Genomic DNA, 18,378 nt, shown 5'->3' with positions numbered 1-18,378 from the left:
TCTTTTCGGCCGCTAACACTTCGGCTGCATGTTCCAACCCGAACACCCCAGCAACCGTGAGTCCGGCGCGGCTCACGGCTGGGTTCCGCGAGAACGCGACTGATTCTCACCTAGTAGTTATCGTACTGTCCGCGACGCTCCCCAGCGCCTGCTGTGGTAACGGTCACATCGACAGACAGCTCGAAGTTGATCTCGTTGATCGCCGGCTTGAGACCGAGTCTGACCGCGAACTCGAGCGGTGCGTTCATTGTACAGGGACGGTTCGAACTGACCGTCGAAACCGTCGTGACGGGTGGTCCGATGCGACGTAGCGAGATGCTCCCATTCGCGAGCCGCGAGGCGGACGGTCACGAGAACGCGACCGTCGCACTGACGATGCGGGCGGGACTCGTCCGCCGGTTCGGTAGCGGCCTCTACGGCTTCACGCCTATCGGCCAGCGCGTTCGAGAGAATATCATCTCGATCATTGCACGCGAGATGAACGCCATCGGCGGGCAACGGGTCAGGCTTCCCTCGCTGAACGACAGCGGGATCTGGAAACGGAGCGGCCGCTGGGCGAACTTCGATGACGAGATGTTCACGCTCGAGAATCGGGACGGGAAGCACCTGTGTCTGGCACCGTCCCACGAAGAGGGGGTCGTCCACCTCGTGGATGGGGTCGTCCGCTCTTACGAGGATCTCCCCGTCCTGCTGTACCAAGTAACATCAAAGTACCGCGACGATCACGCGCGAAACGGTCTCGTTCGGACGAAGGAATTCACGATGAAAGACGCCTACAGCCTACACGCGACAGACGATTCGCTCGAGACCTACTACGACCGGGTCCGTGCAGCGTACGTACGGATCTTCGATTTGCTCGGCCTCGAGTTCGCGATTACTGTCGCTGAGAACAGCGTTATGGGCGGATCGAACTCCGAGGAGTTCGTCGCGCTCGCCGACACCGGAACGTGCGTACTTCACCGGTGTACGGCCGCAGACTGTCGATTTGGCGTCACTGACGAGTCGCCGACCGCGGACCTGTCGGCCGGAGATCCCTGTCCCGAGTGCGGCGGCCGGCTTGCGGCTGGTGAGGGAATCGAGATCGGCCACGCGTTTAAACTTGGGACGCGGTATACCGAACCCGCGGGACTGACCGTCGACGACGCCGACGGCGGCGAACGAGACGTGGTGATGGGCAGCTACGGCATCGGTATCGAGCGACTTCTCCACGCGATCGTCGAACAGCACGGCGACGAAAACGGGTGTTACTGGCCCGGTAGCAGACATGATCGGGTGGCGCCGTTCGTTACTTCGATCGTCCCCCTCGAGTACGACGGCGACCTCCGCGACGTAGCTGATCGCCTGTACGACGCGTGCGGTCGGGATGAGACGCTCCTGTTTGACGACCCCGAGCAGACGATCGGCGAACGGTTCGCCGAGAGCGATCTGCTCGGCGTTCCCTGGAAGGTGATCCTCGGGAACCACTATCGGGAGACCGGCGAGATCGAACTCGAGGCGCGCGATGGCACGACGCGATACGCGCCCGTCGAAGCTGTGGCCGACATCGTCGAGCGGGCCGCGCCTTAGTCGCTCTCGGCTTCGAGATCGATCCTCTCGACCAATTCTGCGATCGTGTCCCGGTCGCGATCCGGGGCGACGGCCTCGGCTTCGTCCGAGACGTCCGCGACGCCGTTCTCGAGCGGGAGGATGCCGCCGGCGACGCCGAAACTCGAGTCGGTCGGCCAGACGGCGACGTTGGCTTCGGCGGCGATGCGGTCGGTCTCGGACTGGCCGTCGTCGCCGTCGGTATCGTCGGCCGACTCGCTGGCTCCCTCGAGCGGATAGCTGACGTCGAGCACGTACCACTTGCCGGCTTCGCCGTTCGGCCCCTCGAACTCGAGGGTATCGCGGGTGTCCTCGACGACCAGCCCCTCGTCCTCGACGGTGTCGACGAACTGGTTCTTCGCCTTGGGTGCGGCCTTCTCGAACACGGCCGACGGGGAGACGCCGATCGTCGACAGCGACGGCGAGACCGACAGGTCGACGACGAACAGCGAGCGGAGGGGGATCTTGCTCGCGGCCAGATCGGCGAGTTCGGTCGGCTCGAGGGGTTCGTACAGCGTCGTTTCGGCGGTGATCGACGCGACCATCACGCTCGACTCGCCGGTCTTGGTTCCGGCGGGGCGCCACGAGTCGGAAAGCGACGCCGGCAGGTCTGCGGTCATCGGACTCGCGTACGCGGGCGGTCCTTTTCGGTGTGTTGCTCTCTGGCGCCGGTTGCGAACGGTGCCGGGCGGGTAGTCAGTCCGCCCGCAGTCCGTCGAAGTAGATCGCCCGCCGCTCGTCGGCCGCCGGTGTCGTGACCAGCGAGACGCCCACGGTGAGGACGAGTCCGAGCGCCATGCCGACGAGGCCGGCCGTCCAGCCCAGGTAGGTCCCCTGGAAGACCGTCGTGGCGACGGCGACCAGCGCGGGCGTGACCTCGCCGAGAAGCGGGACGACCGCGAGCGCCTCGAGCGCGCCGACGATCGCGCCGACGAACAGGTTCCCGAGGTAGAACGCCTGGCTGCCGAGGATGCCGGCGGTGATGCCGGTGCGGGTCGTCCGCCGCCAGTAGAGCGCGACGAGGACGGGCAGGGCGAGCTGCGCGAAGCCGCTGAAGGCCGCGTCGCCGATGTCGAACAGGGGCGCGGGACTGAGCAGGCTCGCGACGAACGCACCCGTCGCGAAGACGACGACGCCGGCGCGAGCCAGCAGGTCCTCGCGGCGGTCCGAGAGGTTCCGGTCGACGAACGGCCGGTAGAGGTCCCGCGTGAAGTACGACGACCCCGACAGTAGCATCGAGTCCGAGGAGGACATCATCGCGGCCATCGCGCCGGCGATGACGAGCGCAGCGAACCAGAGCGGCGTGTACTCGGACAGCACGGCGGGGAGGACGTTGCCGCCCTCCGGCACCGAGACGCCGAGCCCGCGCGCCCACGCGCCGAGCATGAACGACGGAACAAAGAGGAGAACACAGAGGATCGGCCACAGCGCGAACGATCGTTTGAGCACCGTCCGCGACCCCGCGGCGAAGAACCGCTGGTTCACCTGCGGGAACATCGCGACGCCGAACCCGATCGTGATCGCCGTCGAGAGCATCCAGCGGGGCGTGTAGTAGTCGCTGCCTAACGAGAGGAACTGTGCAGTTTCGTCGCTCGAGGCCAGCGCCGCCGTCGCGGCGCCGGGCCCGCCGACTTCGGCCAGCAGCCACAGCAGAGCGACCCAGGTCGTGACGAGCATGAAGGCGCCCTGCAGGGTGTCGGTCCAGGCGATCCCGCGCATTCCGGCGACGACGACGTAGAGAATCATGAACGCGGTGATCAGCCCTGCACCGGCCGCGTAGGGGACCGCGCCGTCGGTCAGCGCCTCGAGCGCCGTCCCGGCGCCGACCTGCTGGAGCATGACGTAGGGGAACAGCCACAGCAGACTCACGCCGGCGACGAGACCGCGGAGTCGTTTCGAAGCGAAGCGCTCGCCGAGCATCTCGCCGAGGGTGACGTAGCCCCGCTGCTGGCCCAGCAGCCACTGCTTGTAGCCGATGACGTACCAGAGGATCGCGAAGATGATCCCGTCCATCAGGCCCATCACGAGAATCCACTCGGGACCCTGCGCGTAGGCGACGTTCGGGCCGGCGAAGAAGGTGAACGCCGACAGCAGCGTCGCGAAGGTCGTAAAGAGGAGGACGACGGTGCCGAGCGTCCGACTCGCGAGGTAGAAGTCCTCGGCGGTCCGATCCGTGAGTCGGTAGGCGATCAGCCCGACGGCCAGCGCCAGCAGGAGGTAGCCGACGATGATGCCGAGTTGCAGCGGCAGCGAGGCCGTCACGGCGCATCACCGCCCGACGGCGAGCGCGCGTCGTTCGGTTCCGCGTCCCGTTCTACGGAGCGCGGTTCGATGCCGAGCCCCCACGCTCGCTGGGCGAAGTACCAGAAGACCAGCGACGCGAGACCCATCCAGCCGACGTGCCACCAGAGCCACAGCGGCAGTCCGGCGACGGTCGCGTCGTTGCCCCAGAGGAACCACGGAATCGCCAGTGCACAGAGTACAACCCCAACGACGATCCACCCGCCGAGTTCGAGACGTCGCATATCGGCGCTCAGTAGTCGATGTGGGTAATTGTTTCGTTCGGTACCCAATATTGAAGACAATCGTTCTTCAGCCCTGCGCGTCGTCGATCCCCGGTCAACCGTCGCAGTGACAGCCGTCATCCCGGTGCCCGCCAGCGATTCCGCGTAGCTAAAAGATCCCTTTCAGGTAGGAAAAGGAGTATAAGTGTCGGAGAGAGAATGCTATCCGACCCAAATGGCCCGTCTGTTCCCCTTCCGATCGGAAACGTCGCCAGAGGAGGGGCAACCCCGCGTCGTCGAACTCGAGGGGGAGGACGCCGACGCGGTGTTCAGCGCCCTTTCGTCGACGACGGCTCGCCGGATCTACGCACGCCTCGACGAGGAACCGGGGACGCCCAGCGACGTCGCCGACGCCATCGACTCCTCGATTCAGAACGTTCGCTACCACCTCGAGAACTTAGAGGAGGCCGGCCTCGTCGAGGTCGTCGACACCTGGTACTCCTCGCGTGGCAACGAGATGAGCGTCTACGCGACGACCGACGGGCCGTTGATCGTCACGAGCGACGAGTCGACGGCCTCGCAACTCAAGACGGCGCTGTCGCGGCTGATCGGCGGTATCGGCGCGCTCGCCGGCGGGAGCCTCCTCGTCCAGTACGGACTGACGGAGTGGTTCGGAGCGGCTCGGACGGAATCAGCCGGCGACGGCGGCGGTGCCGGCGGCGCTAACGGCGCCGCGGTGTCGGAATCGAACGATGCAGCCGACGACCGATCCGGTAACGGCAACGGAGCAGAAGGCAACGGCGCCGACAGTGCAGACAGCAGCGACGGCGACGAGGAGGGAGGAGACGACATGTCGATCGCCGAGGAATCGTCCGACTCCGCAGACGGAGACGGTGGGACGGATACCGCCGACGCAGGCGCCGAGGACGGCGCAGATGCGGGCGGCGATTCGGCGACCGATATCAACGAGACGTTCGACGCCGCGCCGGACGGCGGCGACGGCACGCTCGAGAACGCGGCCGACGGCGGGGCCGAAGCGGCCGACGCCGTCCTGCAGACGGTGCCGCCGGGACTGCTCTTCTTCCTCGGCGGGCTCGCGGTGTTGCTCGCCGTCACGCTCTACTGGTACTGGTATCGGCCCGCGTACTAGTCGGACATTCCGGATGTCAACAGCTATTTGCCCGTCACGACCCACATTCGTCATAAACGGTCTCTGTACGCCTCTCGCGTCACCGCCTCCCCCGCCGGGGAGAGATCTCCAATGGAAGACACGTCGAAATACCTCATTCACGCGGACGTCACGGCTGACGGGGTCGTCGAGCGGAGCGACGTCGTCGGCGCCGTCTTCGGGCAGACCGAAGGCCTGCTCGGCGACGAACTCGATCTCCGCGATCTCCGCCAGTCGCAGAAAGTCGGTCGTATCGACGTCGAAATAGCCAGTACCGCCGGCCAGTCACACGGCCACCTCACCATCGCGACCAGCCTCGACAAGGTCGAAACCGCGACGCTGGCCGCCGCCCTCGAGACGATCACCCGGATCGGTCCCTGCCGCGCCGATCTCGAGGTGACCGAGATCGAGGACGTCCGGGCCGCGAAGCGCAAGGAGGTCGTCGACCGCGCGAAGGAGCTGCTGCACACGGCCTTCGACGACAGCGTGATGAGCTCCGAGGAGATCCTCGCGGAGGTCCGCCAGCACGTCCGCGTCGAGGATATCACCGAGTACGAGGGTCTGCCCGCCGGCCCGCGGGTCGCCGAGAGCGACGCGATCATCGTCGTCGAGGGCCGCGCAGACGTCCTCACCCTCCTCAAGTACGGGGTCAAGAACGCCATCGCGGTCGAGGGGACGAACGTCCCCGATGCCGTCGCCGAACTCACCCGTCACCGGACCGTCACCGCCTTCCTCGACGGCGACCGCGGCGGCGACCTCATCCTCGAGGAACTCTCGCAGGTCGGCGACATCGACTACGTCGCCTTCGCCCCGGCCGGAGAGTCGGTCGAGGAACTCGACCACCACCAACTGTTCGCCGCGCTGCGGAACAAGGTTCCCTACGAGACGGTTTCGGGACTGAACGAGCCCCGTGAAGCCGTCGCCGCGACCGACGGGAGTACGACGCCCGCGCCGGCTCCGGACGCGACCGAGACGTCCGACACGACCGACGAGACGAACGGCAGCGGCGCGGGCACCGACTCGACTGCGAGCGACGCCCTCCCGCGCTCGCCGGCGATCGACGGGACGCGATCACCCCGCGAGTACGAGTCGGCGGGAACCGATCCGACGCAGTCGCTCGAGTCGAACGCCGCAGGCAGTACGCGATCGGCATCGGACTCGAGCACTAGCGCCGATCTCGAGGATGAGATGCGGCCCGCACCCGCGAACGACAGCGAACCGAGCTCCGGAACCGAGAGCGCCGAGTCAGCGGCGGACACCGGGACAGACGCCGGGGCTGCGGCCGAGCCCCGTGCGGACGACGCGGACGCGACCGAACCCGAGCCGACGACCGTCTACGAGCACGCCACCGACGTCATCCGGGGAGACTCCGATCGCGTTCGATTCCTCGATGCGAACGGCGAAGCGATCGACGACGCCGACGCCGGCGAGGCCTACGACGCCCTCGAGGCCCTCGAGACGGTCCCGTCGACGGTCGTTCTGGACGGGATTCTTTCTCAACGACTGCTCGATCTGGCGGCCGACCGCGGCGTCGAGCGGATCGTCGCGGACGCGCTGGGACAGTTCACGAAGCGACCGACGGACGTTCAGATCCACGCGATCGAGGGCGTGGCCGAAGAACCGCCGAACGGCAGCTGACATACCGTCGGTTGGTTGAACCGAAATCTCGAGGCTGATCGAGTAGAACCGGAACCGGATCGCACCGGAACAGGACACCGCACATATTCGCCCTATTTTCCGTCCTGCCGTGTGTAATCGTTGCGCAGAGCGCCCGTAGGCCGGGATATTGATATACGGTCCACGGGAAGGTGCGATAATGAGCCCACCACCGGCCGCCGCACTCGCACTCCTCGGTATCTGGGTGCTCATGGTCTTTTTCGTGACGAACGAGACGGGGTACGCGCAACTGCGTTCGGACGGCGACGCTGTCAGGGTTCCCGAGCCCGAGATCGAGCCAGAACCCGACCCCGCGACTGCCGAGTGCGACGGGGCCGCTCGAGCAGACGCCGACCGGTACGACTCGAGTAGCGGGACGACGAGTGACCAGGTCTCGGACCCGAATCAGGAGCCGGAACCGTCCTCCGGCATCCACTCACCGGCCGACGATTGAGTGTCCGTCGAACGCTCCTTCGAGGCCGACCGCGGCCAACTGCGCCTCGAGCAGGGCCCCGGTCGCGACATCGCAGTTAACGGCGATACCCGGCCCGCGCTGCTCGACGTGGACCGACCCGATCCCGTCGGCATCGGTTGCGAGGCCCTCGAGTCCCTCGCGGACTGTCGTAACCGATAGCTCTTCATCGCCGACGAGTCCGTACGTGAGCTCGCTCCAGCCGTTCTCATCTGGCTCGACTGAAACGGAGACGCCAAGCGACGCCGTGTGCTCGAGGATCGGTGCGAGCGACCGGGACCGACGGCCGTCGGCGAGCACCGATCGAATCTGCGCTCGCGTCCCGGCGTCGGGGGCTGCGGTTACGGTTAGATCGCCGTTTTCGCTCCCGTCCTCGAGTACCGTTCTGGCGGCGGTCGCGGGCGAACCGCTGCTGGCCGACGCGGGCCCGCGAACGGCTGCGGCCCGGTTCGACCGCTGAACGACGGTATCGACGCGGGCCAGTCCGTTCGCGTGCAGCGACCGTCCGTCCGTCCGCCCTGCACTCGGCCCTCCAGTTTGCCGCCCGTCGTATCCGACGACGAGCCTCGAGTCGGCCACACCGACGGCGAACGGACCGTCAGGCGTCGCGTACCGGTCGACGCCGTTTCGGTCTCCGACCGCGGCGAACCCGCGTCGTCGCAGGGATGATCGGACGGCATCGGCGTCGATCGATCCGTTCGCGACGACCGTCCCGGCGACGAGGTCGCCGCCCGCGATGTGACCGGTGCCGGTAGCCGACGCGAAATCCGCGAGCGAGACTCCGTCGAATCGTCGCTCGAGCGTCTCAACGACGGGTGTGAGCATCTCCGGTCGTCCCGCCGAGCGGATCGCGGTTCGATTCGCCTCGAGGGTCACCGTCGCCGCGCCGCGGTTTCGGGTCTCGGATCGTGCGGTAGCCGTATCGCCGGAGCGGGCGGCTGCACTCTCTGCGGTGCCGAATACTGCCGCTCCGCCGGTGACCAGGCCGGTCACCGTCCGAAGCAGCGATCGTCTCGAGTCCATACGCGGTCTCCACGGGGACGCTATAAAAACGGGGTTCGGCGTTTTCCGAACGGGAAAACGAGTTGCGACGACTCGGGTGGCTCAGCCGAAGACGGCAAACGAGAGCACCAGCAGCGCACAGACGAGCGCGCCGGACAGCGTCGCGAGGAAGTTCACGCCCTGATTGCCGAGGAACGAGCCCTCGAGGGTCGCCCCGAGCAGGCTGTCGACGGTCATGCCGACGAAGCCGGCGGCGACGATGATCGCCGCGCCGGCGACCCCGACTTCGGGGAAGAGGACGTAGGAGATGCCGGCGACGACGGCCGCGCCCGCGAGGCCGGCGAGCTCGCCCTGCCAAGTGACGCCGCCGTCCGTGCCGGGTTCGACCGGCTCGAGCGTCGTGATCAGCCGCGGCGTCTCGAAGACGCTGCCGATCTCGCTCGAGAGGGTGTCGCTCATCGCGGTCGCGACCGAGCCGGCGAACGCGAACAGGAAGACGCCGGGCTCGAGTTCGCCGGGCAGCAGCGACGCCGAACTGGCGGCGTAACCGAGGACGGCGGCGATCGCGACCGCGGCGTTGCCGAGGACGTTCCCGCTGCCGCGCGCGCCGTCGTTGTCTTCGGCGACGCCGAGTTGCTCCTTGCGGTCGTAGCGGAACTTCGTCGACAGGCCGCCGATCCCGAAGAACGAGACGAGGACGACGAACCAGCCGTACCCGCCCAGGACGATCGTCAGCAGACAGAGGAGGACGCCGGTGAGCATCCCCGCGACGGAGGCCGTCTCGAGCGCGTACGCGAGGTAGCCGAATCCGACGGTCACCGCCAGCGCAGCCGCGATCTCGACCGTCCCCAGCGCCGGCTCGAGTTCCGCGAGCAGCCACAGCAGGAAGCCGACCGAGAGCATGACGACGGGATCGTCGTACAGCAGGAGCATGTCCCGAAGCAGGGCCGCGAGCAGGGCGCCGGTGGCTGCGAGGAAGACCATCGTCGGCAGCGCCGACTCGAGCGACGGGCCAAGCGCCGTGCCGTCGATGACGGCCGTCGCGACCTGCCCGACGACTGCGGCGACCGTCGCGACGGCTGCGAAGACCGTCACGCGGGCGACGTCGTGGTCGGTGCGCAGGCGAGCGAGTTGCTCGCCGAGGTTCCCGTAGCCGACGAGGACGGCGGTGCCGACGAAGACTTCGGTCGGCAGCGACGCGCGCACGCTGATCAGTCCGAGTGCGACGATCGCTAAAACGAACGTGATGAGACCGTAGAGGCGGCCGTCCTCGTAGTCGCCCGGATAGGCGAGGAGATCGAACAGCGGGCCGTCGGTGATGACGGCGGACCCCAGGAGGACGACCGCAGCGACCACCGCTGCGACCTGCGGACCGAAGAGCGGAACGACGAGCGCGAGCGTACACAGCGCCGCGAAGACGCCGGCTCGCCGGACGGGTGCTGTCACGATATCGGTGTCTTTCTGTCGGGTTTACTTGAAGGTTCCCGAACTCGCCGCAGCGGACGTTTCGACCGTGTCAGTAGGTCTCGCGGGAACCGTGACCTTCGAATCCCGTCACGATGCGAGCGAACCCGTAACCGGTATAGTACCGGACCGGAAACCGGGAGGCGTGGGACTGTACGAACGGTACCTCGCCCTCCGAATCCGCCGCCACGAGGCCGCCCCGCCCGAGCACGTCGCCCTCGTCATCACCGAGCGCGACCTCCTCGAGGAGGGCGCCTACGAGACGCTCACCGACTTCTTCGAGTGGGCGTTCGCGTACGCCTCGCGGGTGACGGTCTACGTGAGCGTCCTCGACGCCGACGCCATCCCGACGCTGCGGCGCGAACTCGAGGCGATCGACGGCCCGGGCGGCCGCGAGGTCGCGGTCCGCGGGCCCGAAGATCGGACGCCGGCGGACGCGCCGATCCAGATCGGGATCGGCCTCGGCGGGAAACACGAGTTCACGAGCGCCGTCCAGACGCTCGCCGAGAGCGTCGACGCCGGCGAACTCGAGCCCGCGGAGATCGACGACGAACGGGTCGAGGAACACCTCGTCTTTCCGTCGGAACCCGACCTCGTCATCAAGACCGGCGCCGAGCGGCTCTCGGATTTCATGATCTGGCAGTCGGTCTACTCGGAGCTGTACTTCACCGACATCAACTGGCGGGACTTCCGCGAGCGAGACTTCCTGCGGGCGGTGCGGGAGTTCTGCAACCGGTCGCGGCGGTTCGGTCGCTGATCTCGCCCCTTCATTCGGTTGGCGGCGTCGGCTACCAGGTATCTCGGTCCGATCCGAAGTCGTCGCGTCCCCAGTCGTCGTCCCAACCGGTTGGCTCTCGCTGTCGGGCATCCTGTTCGTCGGCCGCCTCGTCGATATCGACGTCGTCGTAGATGTCGATGTGGTGAACTGCGCTGGGCGAGAGCAATCGATCGCCCTCGAGCTCGAGCCAGCCGTTCGGGTGGATCAGCACGGGGCCCTCGTAGAGCACGTCGTCTTCGCCCGTTCCGTCGTAGATGACGACGTCCTCGTACGCTTGCGTTGCGCGATCAAGTTGTGACGGCGTGAACAGTGTGGAGGGATCCATTACCGGATGTGGTTCGGCGATTGACAAAGTAGTCGGGGTCGAGGTTTGAGTCGGGACGGATTCCGGCGACCGTCGTCAGTCGGCGACGGGCTCGTTCCCCTCGAGGTCCTCGCCGACGGCGAGTTCGTCCTCCGTCGGGCGTTCGCTCGTCGGTAGCGAGTCGCGGAACCGCTCGACGATCGATCGGGCTTCGGTGAGCTCCGCCTCGCTAACCGCGCCGAGCAGGGCCAGCGCCCGCCGGGCGCGGGTCCGCCGCCACGATTCCTTGCGGTGTTCGTAGGTCCGAATCCCGCGGAGGAAGTCGGCCTTCGAGAACTCCGGCCAGTAGGGCGTACAGAAGAAGACGGCCGCCTCGTTGCCGTTGGCGTGCCAGGGCAGGAAGTTCGAGGTCCGCTCTTCGCCGGCGGGTCGAATGATCAGATCGACGTCGCGAACCGGCCGGTCGTACAGCCGCCGCTCGATCGTCTCGACGTCGATCTCCTCGGGCTCGAGTTCGCCGGCGTCGACGTCGCGGGCGACGCCGCGGGCGGCCTCGAGCAGTCGCGACCGGCCGCCGTAGGCGAGCGCGATGTTGAGGACGAATCGATCGTAGTCGCCGGTGCGCCGTTCGGCGTAGTCGACGGCGTCTTGGACTCGTTCGGGAAGCATGTCGATTTCGCCGATCGCGCGGATGCTGACCTCGTTCTCGTGGACGCGGTCGGCGTCGGCGAACTCCCGCAGCTTTTCACAGAGGAGATCGAACAGCGCCTCCTTCTGCTCGGCCGGTCGATCGAAGTTCTCCGTCGAGAACGTGTAGAGCGTCAGTTCCTCGACGCCGATCTCCTGACACCACTCGAGGACCTGTTCGGTCGTCTCGGCGCCCGCACGGTGGCCCTCGTGGGGCTCGTCGCCGTTTTGCCGAGCGTATCGTCGATTCCCGTCCTGAATCACCGCGATGTGGGTCGGCGCACCGGAGATCTCTCTGGTCAGCAGTCGCTCGTAGGCCGCGTCGACGCGCTGACGGAGCCACCGCTTCATCGGTTGATTTGAAGGGACCAATGACTATGTGTCTTGTGTGTTACTCCACGACGGGAAACGGGTCCGTCCGCTGAGATTTCCTGTCGGATGGTACCGCATCACGGTCGATCGAACCGTCCGAAAAGACCCGTCAAACGACCCGCTCACGGCTCGGCGGAATCGTGACGGCTATCTGTCCGGCGAGTCTCGGTGCGGCTAATGGCTGACGCGATCGACGACGACCTCTACCAGCGTACCAAGGCACTGCTCGAGCCCGGCGACATCGAACTGAACGCCGCGGTCGTCCACACCGACTACGACGGACAGGCGGACGTCCAGATGATGCAGGCGACGATCGACATCGGCGACATCGTCGCCGAACACGCCGGCTACGACCCGAAAGACTGCTACGTCTACTCGGGCAACGACGACCCCGATTTCTCCTCGAACCAGCACCAGGGGCTGACCTTAGAGGACGAGGAGTTCGTCTGGGAGTGCCAGCAGCTGCTGCGCGAGGGGAGCTTCGACATCGTCATCTACTACGAGGCCAGCGCCGACCACGAGGCGATCCTCGAGGACATCCGCGAGCTGGGATACGACGTGACCGGCGTCGAGGGCTCGGAGTAGCGACGGAGCGACCGTCTCGCAGTCACGATCCGTCCCGCTCGAGCCAGTATCCACACCGATTACGGCTCGGTAATCAAGTATCGGCAGCCGGTTCTCACGGACTGGGAATCCACCCGTCGTACATAGGGTTACTCTGGCAACCGTTGACTAGCAGCGCCGCTCGACGGTCCCTGCGCACTACCCATGACTCAACAGATCGCCACTGCGACCGACGGTCGACAGCCGCAGGAAGTAGCGTCCGACGTCTCGACCGGCGAGACCGAATCGGCCGACGCGTCGGTTCGAGCAACGTGTCCGGAGTGTAGCGGTCGGATCGTCCACGACGCCGAACACGGCGAACGCGCGTGTGCGGAGTGCGGGCTGGTGCTCGACGACGACGAACTCGACTACGGGCCCGAGTGGCGGGCCGGCGACGACGAGGACGCCGACGAGCGACGCCGGGTCGGCGCACCGCTCACCGAGCGGCGACACGACAGGGGACTCAGTACGACGATCGGCTGGCAAAACAAGGACGCCTACGGCAACGAACTCTCCGCGCGGAAGCGATCACAGCTCCGGCGCCTCCGGACGTGGAACGAGCGGTTTACCGCCAAAACCGCCCAGGAGCGGAACCTGAAACACGCCTTCGGCGAACTCGAGCGCATGGCGTCGGCGCTGGACCTGCCGGAGCCGTGTCGCGAGACCGCTGCCGTGCTCTATCGTCGCGCCGTCGACGAGGAACTACTGCCCGGCCGCTCCATCGAGGCGATGGCGACCGCCTGCCTCTACGCGGCGGCCCGCCAGCACGGAACGCCCCGGACGTGGCCCACCTTCGAGTCGGTCAGCCGCGTCGAGATCGCGCGGGTCCAACGCGCCTACCGCTACCTCTCGCGGGAACTCGGCCTCGAGATCGCCCCCGCCGATCCGCTGCAGTACCTCGGGCAGTTCGCGTCGGCGCTGTCGATCAGCGACGAGGCCGAACACGTCGCCCGCGAGATCCTCGAGACGGCCAAGGAAGCGGGTATTCACGTCGGAAAGAGCCCGGCGGGGCTGGCGGCGTCAGCGATCTACGCGGCGGCGCGCCTGACGAACGAACACGTCACCCAGAAGACCATCGACGAGCAGACCGGCGTCAGCGAGTTCACGATCCGGAACCGGTACCAGGAGTTGCTCGACGCGTACGGGCCACACGCCGAGTGCTAGGTCGAGACTCGGTCGTCGTCGAGAAGGCGTCCGAATGCGAACACTAAAGACGACCACCGCCCGACGGTCGACAATCCCTCGTTCGATGATCCCACTCCTGCACGATTTCACCGACGAAACGGTCCTCGTCGTCGGCGGCGGTCCCGTCGGCGCGCGAAAGGCCCGCCGATTCGCCCGCGAAGCCGCGGTCGTCGTGGTGAGCCCCGACTTCGCGGACCGGGAGTTCGGTGAGGTCGACCTGATCCGTGCCGCCCCCGACCCCGACGAGGTCGACGGCTGGCTCGAGCGCACCGACCCCGCGCTGGTCGTCGCCGCGACGGACGACGAGGCCGTCAACGACGCCCTCGAGGCGGCGGCTCGAGACCGGGGCATCCTCATCAATCGCGCGGATCGGGCCGGCGAGCGCGACGCGGGGAGCGTCGTCGTTCCCGCGACCGTCCGCGAGGACCCGGTCGTCGTCTCGATCTCGACCGGCGGGACGGCGCCTGCACTGAGCAAGTATCTGCGCCAGGAACTCGAGGAGACGCTGGCCGGCGCCGGCGAGATGGCAGCACTCTGCGATGAACTACGATCGGCGCTCAAATCGCAGGACGTCGCGCCGAAACGGCGCCGCGAGATCGTCACGGATGTCGTCAATTCTCCGGACGTTTGGACAGCTTTACGTAGTGGCGATTCCAATACTCGTCAAGTGATTGAGGACGTGCTCGGCGACGAACTACCACCATCCGGAGGTGAGCGTGCGTGATTCCGTCGGGAGTCGTGTCGGCCGCGCGAGTAACCCACGAGAGCGGGACCGTCGACGAACTCGCCGCTGTGAGTCCGGACAGCCAGCCGGCCGCCGTCTCGCAGCTCCGCTCCATTCCCGACGTCGAGGAGGCGTACGTGCTCTCGACGTGTAACCGGGTCGAAGCCTACGTCGTCAGTCCCGACGCGGCGGTCGGGCAGGCCGCACTCGAGCAGTTCTTCGCGCCGGCCGACGACGACGCGATCGTTCACACGGACCACGACGAGAGCCTGCGGCACCTGCTGCGGGTCGCGGCCGGCCTCGAGTCGGTCGTCCTCGGCGAGGACCAGATCATCGGCCAGGTTCGGGGAGCCTACGAGGACGCCCGCGAGGCCGGCGGCATCGGCTCGATGCTCGAGCCGGCCGTCACGAAAGCTATCCACGTCGGCGAGCGCGCCCGAACGGAGACCGAAATCAACGAGGGCGTCGTCTCGCTCGGCTCCGCGGCGACGAAACTCGCCGCCGCGGAGATCGCCCTCGAGGGGGCGACCGCGCTGGTTGTCGGCGCCGGCGAGATGGGCCAACTCGCCGCCCGCAGCCTCGCGGACGCGGGCGTCGACGACCTGGTCGTCGCGAACCGGACCGTTTCCCGCGCCGACCACCTCGCCGCGGAACTCGACGTCGACGCCGCGCTCGAGGCGGTGCCGCTGGAAGCCCTCGAGACGGTCGCGCCCGAGGCCGACGTCGTCGTCGCGGCGACCGGCAGCGAGGAGCCGGTGGTGGAACCCCACCACCTGGAACTCCAGACCGACGGCGGCACGGAGACCGACCGCGTCGTCGTCGACCTCGGCCAACCTCGGGACGTCGATCCGGCCGCTGCCGACCTCTCCTCCGTAGCCGTCTACGACCTGGACGACCTCGAGTCGATCACCCAGTCGACCCGCGAGCAACGGGCCGACGCCGCCCGCGAGGTCGAAGCGATGATCGACCGGGAGTACGAACTACTCTGCGACCAGTACAAGCGCGCCCGCGCCGACGAGGTCATCGCCGCGATGTACGAATCCGCCGAACGGATGAAAGAGCGCGAACTCGAGACGGCCCTCTCGCGGCTCGAGGACGACCTCTCGCCGGCCCAACGCGAGGTCGTCGAATCGATGGCCGACGCGCTGGTCAGTCAGTTGCTCGCGCCGCCGACCAAGAGCCTGCGACAGGCCGCCGCCGAGGACGACTGGAGCACGATCAACACCGCGCTCCAGTTGTTCGACCCCGACTTCGAGGGCGAGGGCTCGACGCCCCCGTCGCTGCTGGCCAACGCCGAGCGCTCCGATCTCCGGATCGGAACGGCCGACGACGACTGAGTGCCGCTGTTCTCGCCGGTCGTCGTTCGATTTCGGTTTCAGTTTCGCATTCGAGTTCGATTTTCGCCCGTCTCGAGCCCGGCCGATAGTCGCGTCCGGTAGGTACGTCTGCGCGAGGGGGCCCGACTCGAGACGCGCCGAAAAAATACGAAATACGAAATCAACGGGGCGGTCGATCAGAAGCCGCCGCCGAAGAATAGGTCGAGGAAGTCCTGCACCGCGAAGACCGCGAGGACGAGCGCGAGCAGGACGAGCGCGGCGTTGACGGCGTTCACAAGTCCGGAGTTGCGGTGTTCACCCATCGTTTCGCGGTCGTTGACCGCCCAGAACAAAAGCGCCGCCGCGAGCGGGAGCCCGAAGATGCCGTTGTAGGTCGGGAACAGGATGACCATGTCCACGACCGAGAGATCCAGCGCGGCGCTGATCAGCGGCGATGCGAAGCCGGTGGCGGTCCCGGCGGCGAACAGGAGCTTGAACAGCCGGTCGTTCTGGTCGACGTCGATCCCCATCGCCTCCGGGATGATGTACGCCGGCGTCCACATGATCGGGATGATGCTGTTGAACGCCGCGGCGATGACGCCGACGACGAACAGCACCATGGCCCACGTTCCGAGCACCTCGACTAAGGCCTCACCGGGCGTGATGAACGTCTCGAGTTCGGTGTAGCCCATCGGCCGCAGCAAGGCGGCCGAGACGATCAGGATGGCGACGGTCGTGATCCCGCCGACGGCGTAGCCGACCGCGAGGTCCTTGCGCGCCTCGGGCAGGTCGCTCGCGTCGGTCCAGCCCTTCCGCTCGACCAGGATCGATTCGAGGAAGAAGTTGGGCCACAGCGCGGTCGTGCCGAGCAGGCCGGCGGCCATCGTGAGCGCGCCGAGGCTGTCCGGCGTCGGGACGAACCCGAGCGCGAGGGAGCCGATGTCGGGACCGCTCGGGACCGCGACGACGGCGTAGACGACCATCATCGACAGCATCATCGCGATCATGATCGTTTCGACCCGCCGGTAGTTCAGCAGGCCGACGGCCACGGCGGCCGCGGTCGTGACGAGCGCGATCGGCTGCCAGCCGATCGCCCCGTCGGTGAGGAAGGAGACGCCGGCCCCGACGGCGGCTACGAGGCCGAGCGTCCACGCGACGCAGCCGATCGAGAGGAACAGGGCGATCGCGGTGGCCGGGCCGCGGCCGAGCTTTCGCCGGACGAACGTCATCAGCGACGTGCCGTGGATGCCCAGGCGGGCGCTCATGTCCTGGGCCATCACGCCCAAAAGCGCCGCGCCGACGACGGCCCACAGCAGCGCGTAGCCGTGCATCACGCCGGCCTGGCTCGCGATATAGACCGATCCGGAGCCGAAGTAACTGGCGACCATCACGAACGCCAAGCCGTACTCTCGGATTACGGCGGGTATCTCGCGGACTGTCCCTCCAACGAACCGCTCGTCGAACTGATCTTTGACTGCCATGTCGGTATGTCAGCGTTCGGTCAGCTCGTTGCGACTCGTCGATTACGTCACTGTACAGCGAACCGTACCGCACCGCAACCGGTCGCATGTAGGTAGTCCGATCTAAAAAATGCGGTTGTTTCGCCGCGTTTTATCAGTTATTCGTCCTGAGATCGGTCGAATCTCGGTCTCCATCGGTCTCATCGTTCGATACGTTGATTTCGACGATATCCGACGTAAGCGGCGCTCGAGGGGCGGAATCACTCGCAGTCGCAGCGGCACAACCATTATTTGAGTGGCTTCCGTTCGGTCGGCCATGGGCGACTTACTGTCCGACGACGAGATCGAGGCGGGGCTTCCCGACAACTGGACGCGCGAGGGCGACGAGATCGTTCGCACCTACGAGTTCGACGAGTACCTCCGCGGCGTCAACTTCGCCCAGATGGTCGGCGAAATCGCCGAGTCGCAGTTCCACCACCCGGAGATCGTCATCCGCTACAAGGAAGTCGAGGTGCGGCTCACCTCCCACGAGGAGGGCGGCATCACCGACGACGACCTCGAGATGGCGGAGTTGATCGAGTCCGAGCGCAACGCTGAGTAGCGATTCGAGTCCGTTACTATCGGAGTCGTAGTCGTTTCCGAAACCACGATTGAAACCGGCACTGAGACGAAGCGAGATGGAAGGGAACTACGTCTTCGCCGTTCAAGTCCGCCTCGAGCCCGCACGCGACGGGATCAGCGTCGAGCCCTCGAGCGCCGAAACGACCGTCACCGTCTTTCGCGAGGCGCCGGAGCCGGGCACCGAGGGCTGGCTGTTCTTCCGGAACACGCTCTGGCGGGGCGAGGTTGCCGATCAGGAGTACGCCTGCCAACTCGCCGAAGGGTGGCTCGACCAGCCCGTCGAGTCGGTCTCGTTTCGCGAACTGCAGGTCGACGAACAGTACTTCGACGCGCTGAAGGCCGCAATCGCGGCCGATCTCGAGGCGTTCAACGCCGACGCCGTCTCGGAAGTGCTTTCGAAGTATCTCGGCTCGAGCATTCGGGTGACGGATTCGTCCTGATCGCTCCCGATCGCTCTAGATTACGAGAGGGTCAGGAC

At 66.8% G+C, this 18,378-nt stretch carries 19 protein-coding genes; 11 read left to right on the top strand and 8 right to left on the bottom strand.

The genetic code is table 11. The annotated features are described in order from the left end of the window. Nucleotides 1-300: 300 nt before the first annotated feature. Complete coding sequence (locus ATJ93_RS06360) at nucleotides 301-1,566, top strand: aminoacyl--tRNA ligase-related protein (protein ID WP_120243740.1); 1,266 nt, start codon at nucleotides 301-303, stop codon at nucleotides 1,564-1,566. Here ATJ93_RS06360 and ATJ93_RS06355 read toward each other — a convergent pair. The 3 genes from ATJ93_RS06355 to ATJ93_RS06345 form a co-directional block, all read right to left on the bottom strand. Next, complete coding sequence (locus ATJ93_RS06355; RefSeq protein WP_120243739.1) at nucleotides 1,563-2,204, bottom strand: hypothetical protein; 642 nt, start codon at nucleotides 2,202-2,204, stop codon at nucleotides 1,563-1,565. The genes ATJ93_RS06360 and ATJ93_RS06355 overlap by 4 nt on opposite strands. 76 nt (nucleotides 2,205-2,280) lie before the next feature. Beyond that, a complete protein-coding gene (locus ATJ93_RS06350; RefSeq protein WP_120243738.1) occupies nucleotides 2,281-3,846 on the bottom strand; it encodes a sodium:solute symporter family protein in 1,566 nt (521 codons plus the stop codon). Further along, a complete protein-coding gene (locus ATJ93_RS06345) occupies nucleotides 3,843-4,109 on the bottom strand; it encodes a DUF3311 domain-containing protein (protein ID WP_120243737.1) in 267 nt (88 codons plus the stop codon). The genes ATJ93_RS06350 and ATJ93_RS06345 overlap by 4 nt, the downstream gene beginning before the upstream one ends. A 214-nt stretch (nucleotides 4,110-4,323) precedes the next feature. Between ATJ93_RS06345 and ATJ93_RS06340 the strand changes: the two genes are divergently transcribed. The 3 genes from ATJ93_RS06340 to ATJ93_RS06330 all read left to right on the top strand — a co-directional run bounded on the left by ATJ93_RS06340 (nucleotide 4,324) and on the right by ATJ93_RS06330 (nucleotide 7,366). Beyond that, nucleotides 4,324-5,238 (top strand): ArsR/SmtB family transcription factor, encoded by a 915-nt coding sequence (locus tag ATJ93_RS06340; RefSeq protein ID WP_120243736.1) that lies wholly within the window; start codon nucleotides 4,324-4,326, stop codon nucleotides 5,236-5,238. A 111-nt stretch (nucleotides 5,239-5,349) separates the two neighbouring features. Next, entirely contained in the window at nucleotides 5,350-6,894 is a 1,545-nt protein-coding gene (gene dnaG, locus ATJ93_RS06335) for a DNA primase DnaG (RefSeq protein ID WP_120243735.1), read from the top strand. Nucleotides 6,895-7,072: 178 nt separating this feature from the next. Next, nucleotides 7,073-7,366, top strand: a complete 294-nt coding sequence (locus ATJ93_RS06330) for a hypothetical protein (protein WP_147376633.1) — start codon at nucleotides 7,073-7,075, stop codon at nucleotides 7,364-7,366. Here the strand turns inward: ATJ93_RS06330 and ATJ93_RS06325 are convergent. Together ATJ93_RS06325 and ATJ93_RS06320 are read right to left on the bottom strand one after the other, a co-directional pair. Continuing rightward, a complete protein-coding gene (locus tag ATJ93_RS06325; RefSeq protein WP_120243733.1) occupies nucleotides 7,349-8,407 on the bottom strand; it encodes a hypothetical protein in 1,059 nt (352 codons plus the stop codon). The genes ATJ93_RS06330 and ATJ93_RS06325 overlap by 18 nt on opposite strands. An 81-nt stretch (nucleotides 8,408-8,488) precedes the next feature. Then, nucleotides 8,489-9,832, bottom strand: a complete 1,344-nt coding sequence (locus ATJ93_RS06320; RefSeq protein WP_120243732.1) for a DUF92 domain-containing protein — start codon at nucleotides 9,830-9,832, stop codon at nucleotides 8,489-8,491. 163 nt (nucleotides 9,833-9,995) lie between these two features. Between ATJ93_RS06320 and ATJ93_RS06315 the strand changes: the two genes are divergently transcribed. Next, the gene (locus ATJ93_RS06315) at nucleotides 9,996-10,607 is read left to right on the top strand and encodes an undecaprenyl diphosphate synthase family protein (protein ID WP_120243731.1); all 612 of its coding nucleotides are present in this window, start codon (nucleotides 9,996-9,998) and stop codon (nucleotides 10,605-10,607) included. Nucleotides 10,608-10,638: 31 nt separating this feature from the next. Here ATJ93_RS06315 and ATJ93_RS06310 read toward each other — a convergent pair whose 3' ends face one another. Next, on the bottom strand, nucleotides 10,639-10,953 hold the full coding sequence (locus tag ATJ93_RS06310) for a hypothetical protein (RefSeq protein ID WP_120243730.1): 315 nt from the start codon (nucleotides 10,951-10,953) through the stop codon (nucleotides 10,639-10,641). Between the two features lie 75 nt (nucleotides 10,954-11,028). Next, on the bottom strand, nucleotides 11,029-11,970 hold the full coding sequence (gene uppS / locus ATJ93_RS06305; protein WP_120243729.1) for a polyprenyl diphosphate synthase: 942 nt from the start codon (nucleotides 11,968-11,970) through the stop codon (nucleotides 11,029-11,031). Between the two features lie 198 nt (nucleotides 11,971-12,168). Between uppS and ATJ93_RS06300 the strand changes: the two genes are divergently transcribed. The 4 genes from ATJ93_RS06300 to hemA all read left to right on the top strand — a co-directional run bounded on the left by ATJ93_RS06300 (nucleotide 12,169) and on the right by hemA (nucleotide 15,840). Further along, a complete protein-coding gene (locus tag ATJ93_RS06300) occupies nucleotides 12,169-12,576 on the top strand; it encodes a DUF5778 family protein (protein ID WP_120243728.1) in 408 nt (135 codons plus the stop codon). Nucleotides 12,577-12,759: 183 nt separating this feature from the next. Then, entirely contained in the window at nucleotides 12,760-13,758 is a 999-nt protein-coding gene (locus tag ATJ93_RS06295) for a transcription initiation factor IIB (protein WP_120243727.1), read from the top strand. Between the two features lie 85 nt (nucleotides 13,759-13,843). Further along, the gene (locus ATJ93_RS06290; protein ID WP_120243726.1) at nucleotides 13,844-14,503 is read left to right on the top strand and encodes a precorrin-2 dehydrogenase/sirohydrochlorin ferrochelatase family protein; all 660 of its coding nucleotides are present in this window, start codon (nucleotides 13,844-13,846) and stop codon (nucleotides 14,501-14,503) included. Continuing rightward, complete coding sequence (gene hemA, locus ATJ93_RS06285) at nucleotides 14,500-15,840, top strand: glutamyl-tRNA reductase (protein WP_120243725.1); 1,341 nt, start codon at nucleotides 14,500-14,502, stop codon at nucleotides 15,838-15,840. The genes ATJ93_RS06290 and hemA overlap by 4 nt, the downstream gene beginning before the upstream one ends. 176 nt (nucleotides 15,841-16,016) lie before the next feature. Here the strand turns inward: hemA and ATJ93_RS06280 are convergent, their stop codons facing one another. Beyond that, on the bottom strand, nucleotides 16,017-17,300 hold the full coding sequence (locus tag ATJ93_RS06280; RefSeq protein WP_281271533.1) for an Nramp family divalent metal transporter: 1,284 nt from the start codon (nucleotides 17,298-17,300) through the stop codon (nucleotides 16,017-16,019). Between the two features lie 295 nt (nucleotides 17,301-17,595). Here ATJ93_RS06280 and ATJ93_RS06275 point away from each other — a divergent pair, with 295 nt between their 5' ends. Beyond that, complete coding sequence (locus tag ATJ93_RS06275; RefSeq protein ID WP_120243724.1) at nucleotides 17,596-17,880, top strand: 4a-hydroxytetrahydrobiopterin dehydratase; 285 nt, start codon at nucleotides 17,596-17,598, stop codon at nucleotides 17,878-17,880. 76 nt (nucleotides 17,881-17,956) lie between these two features. After that, nucleotides 17,957-18,340 (top strand): LWR-salt protein, encoded by a 384-nt coding sequence (lwrS, locus tag ATJ93_RS06270; protein WP_120243723.1) that lies wholly within the window; start codon nucleotides 17,957-17,959, stop codon nucleotides 18,338-18,340. The last annotated feature ends 38 nt before the right edge of the window (nucleotides 18,341-18,378 follow it).

This window comes from Halopiger aswanensis (assembly GCF_003610195.1).
Taxonomy (GTDB): domain Archaea; phylum Halobacteriota; class Halobacteria; order Halobacteriales; family Natrialbaceae; genus Halopiger; species Halopiger aswanensis.
The sequence above is the reverse complement of the archived record's forward strand: the minus strand, read 5'-3'. Positions and strand labels throughout refer to the sequence as shown.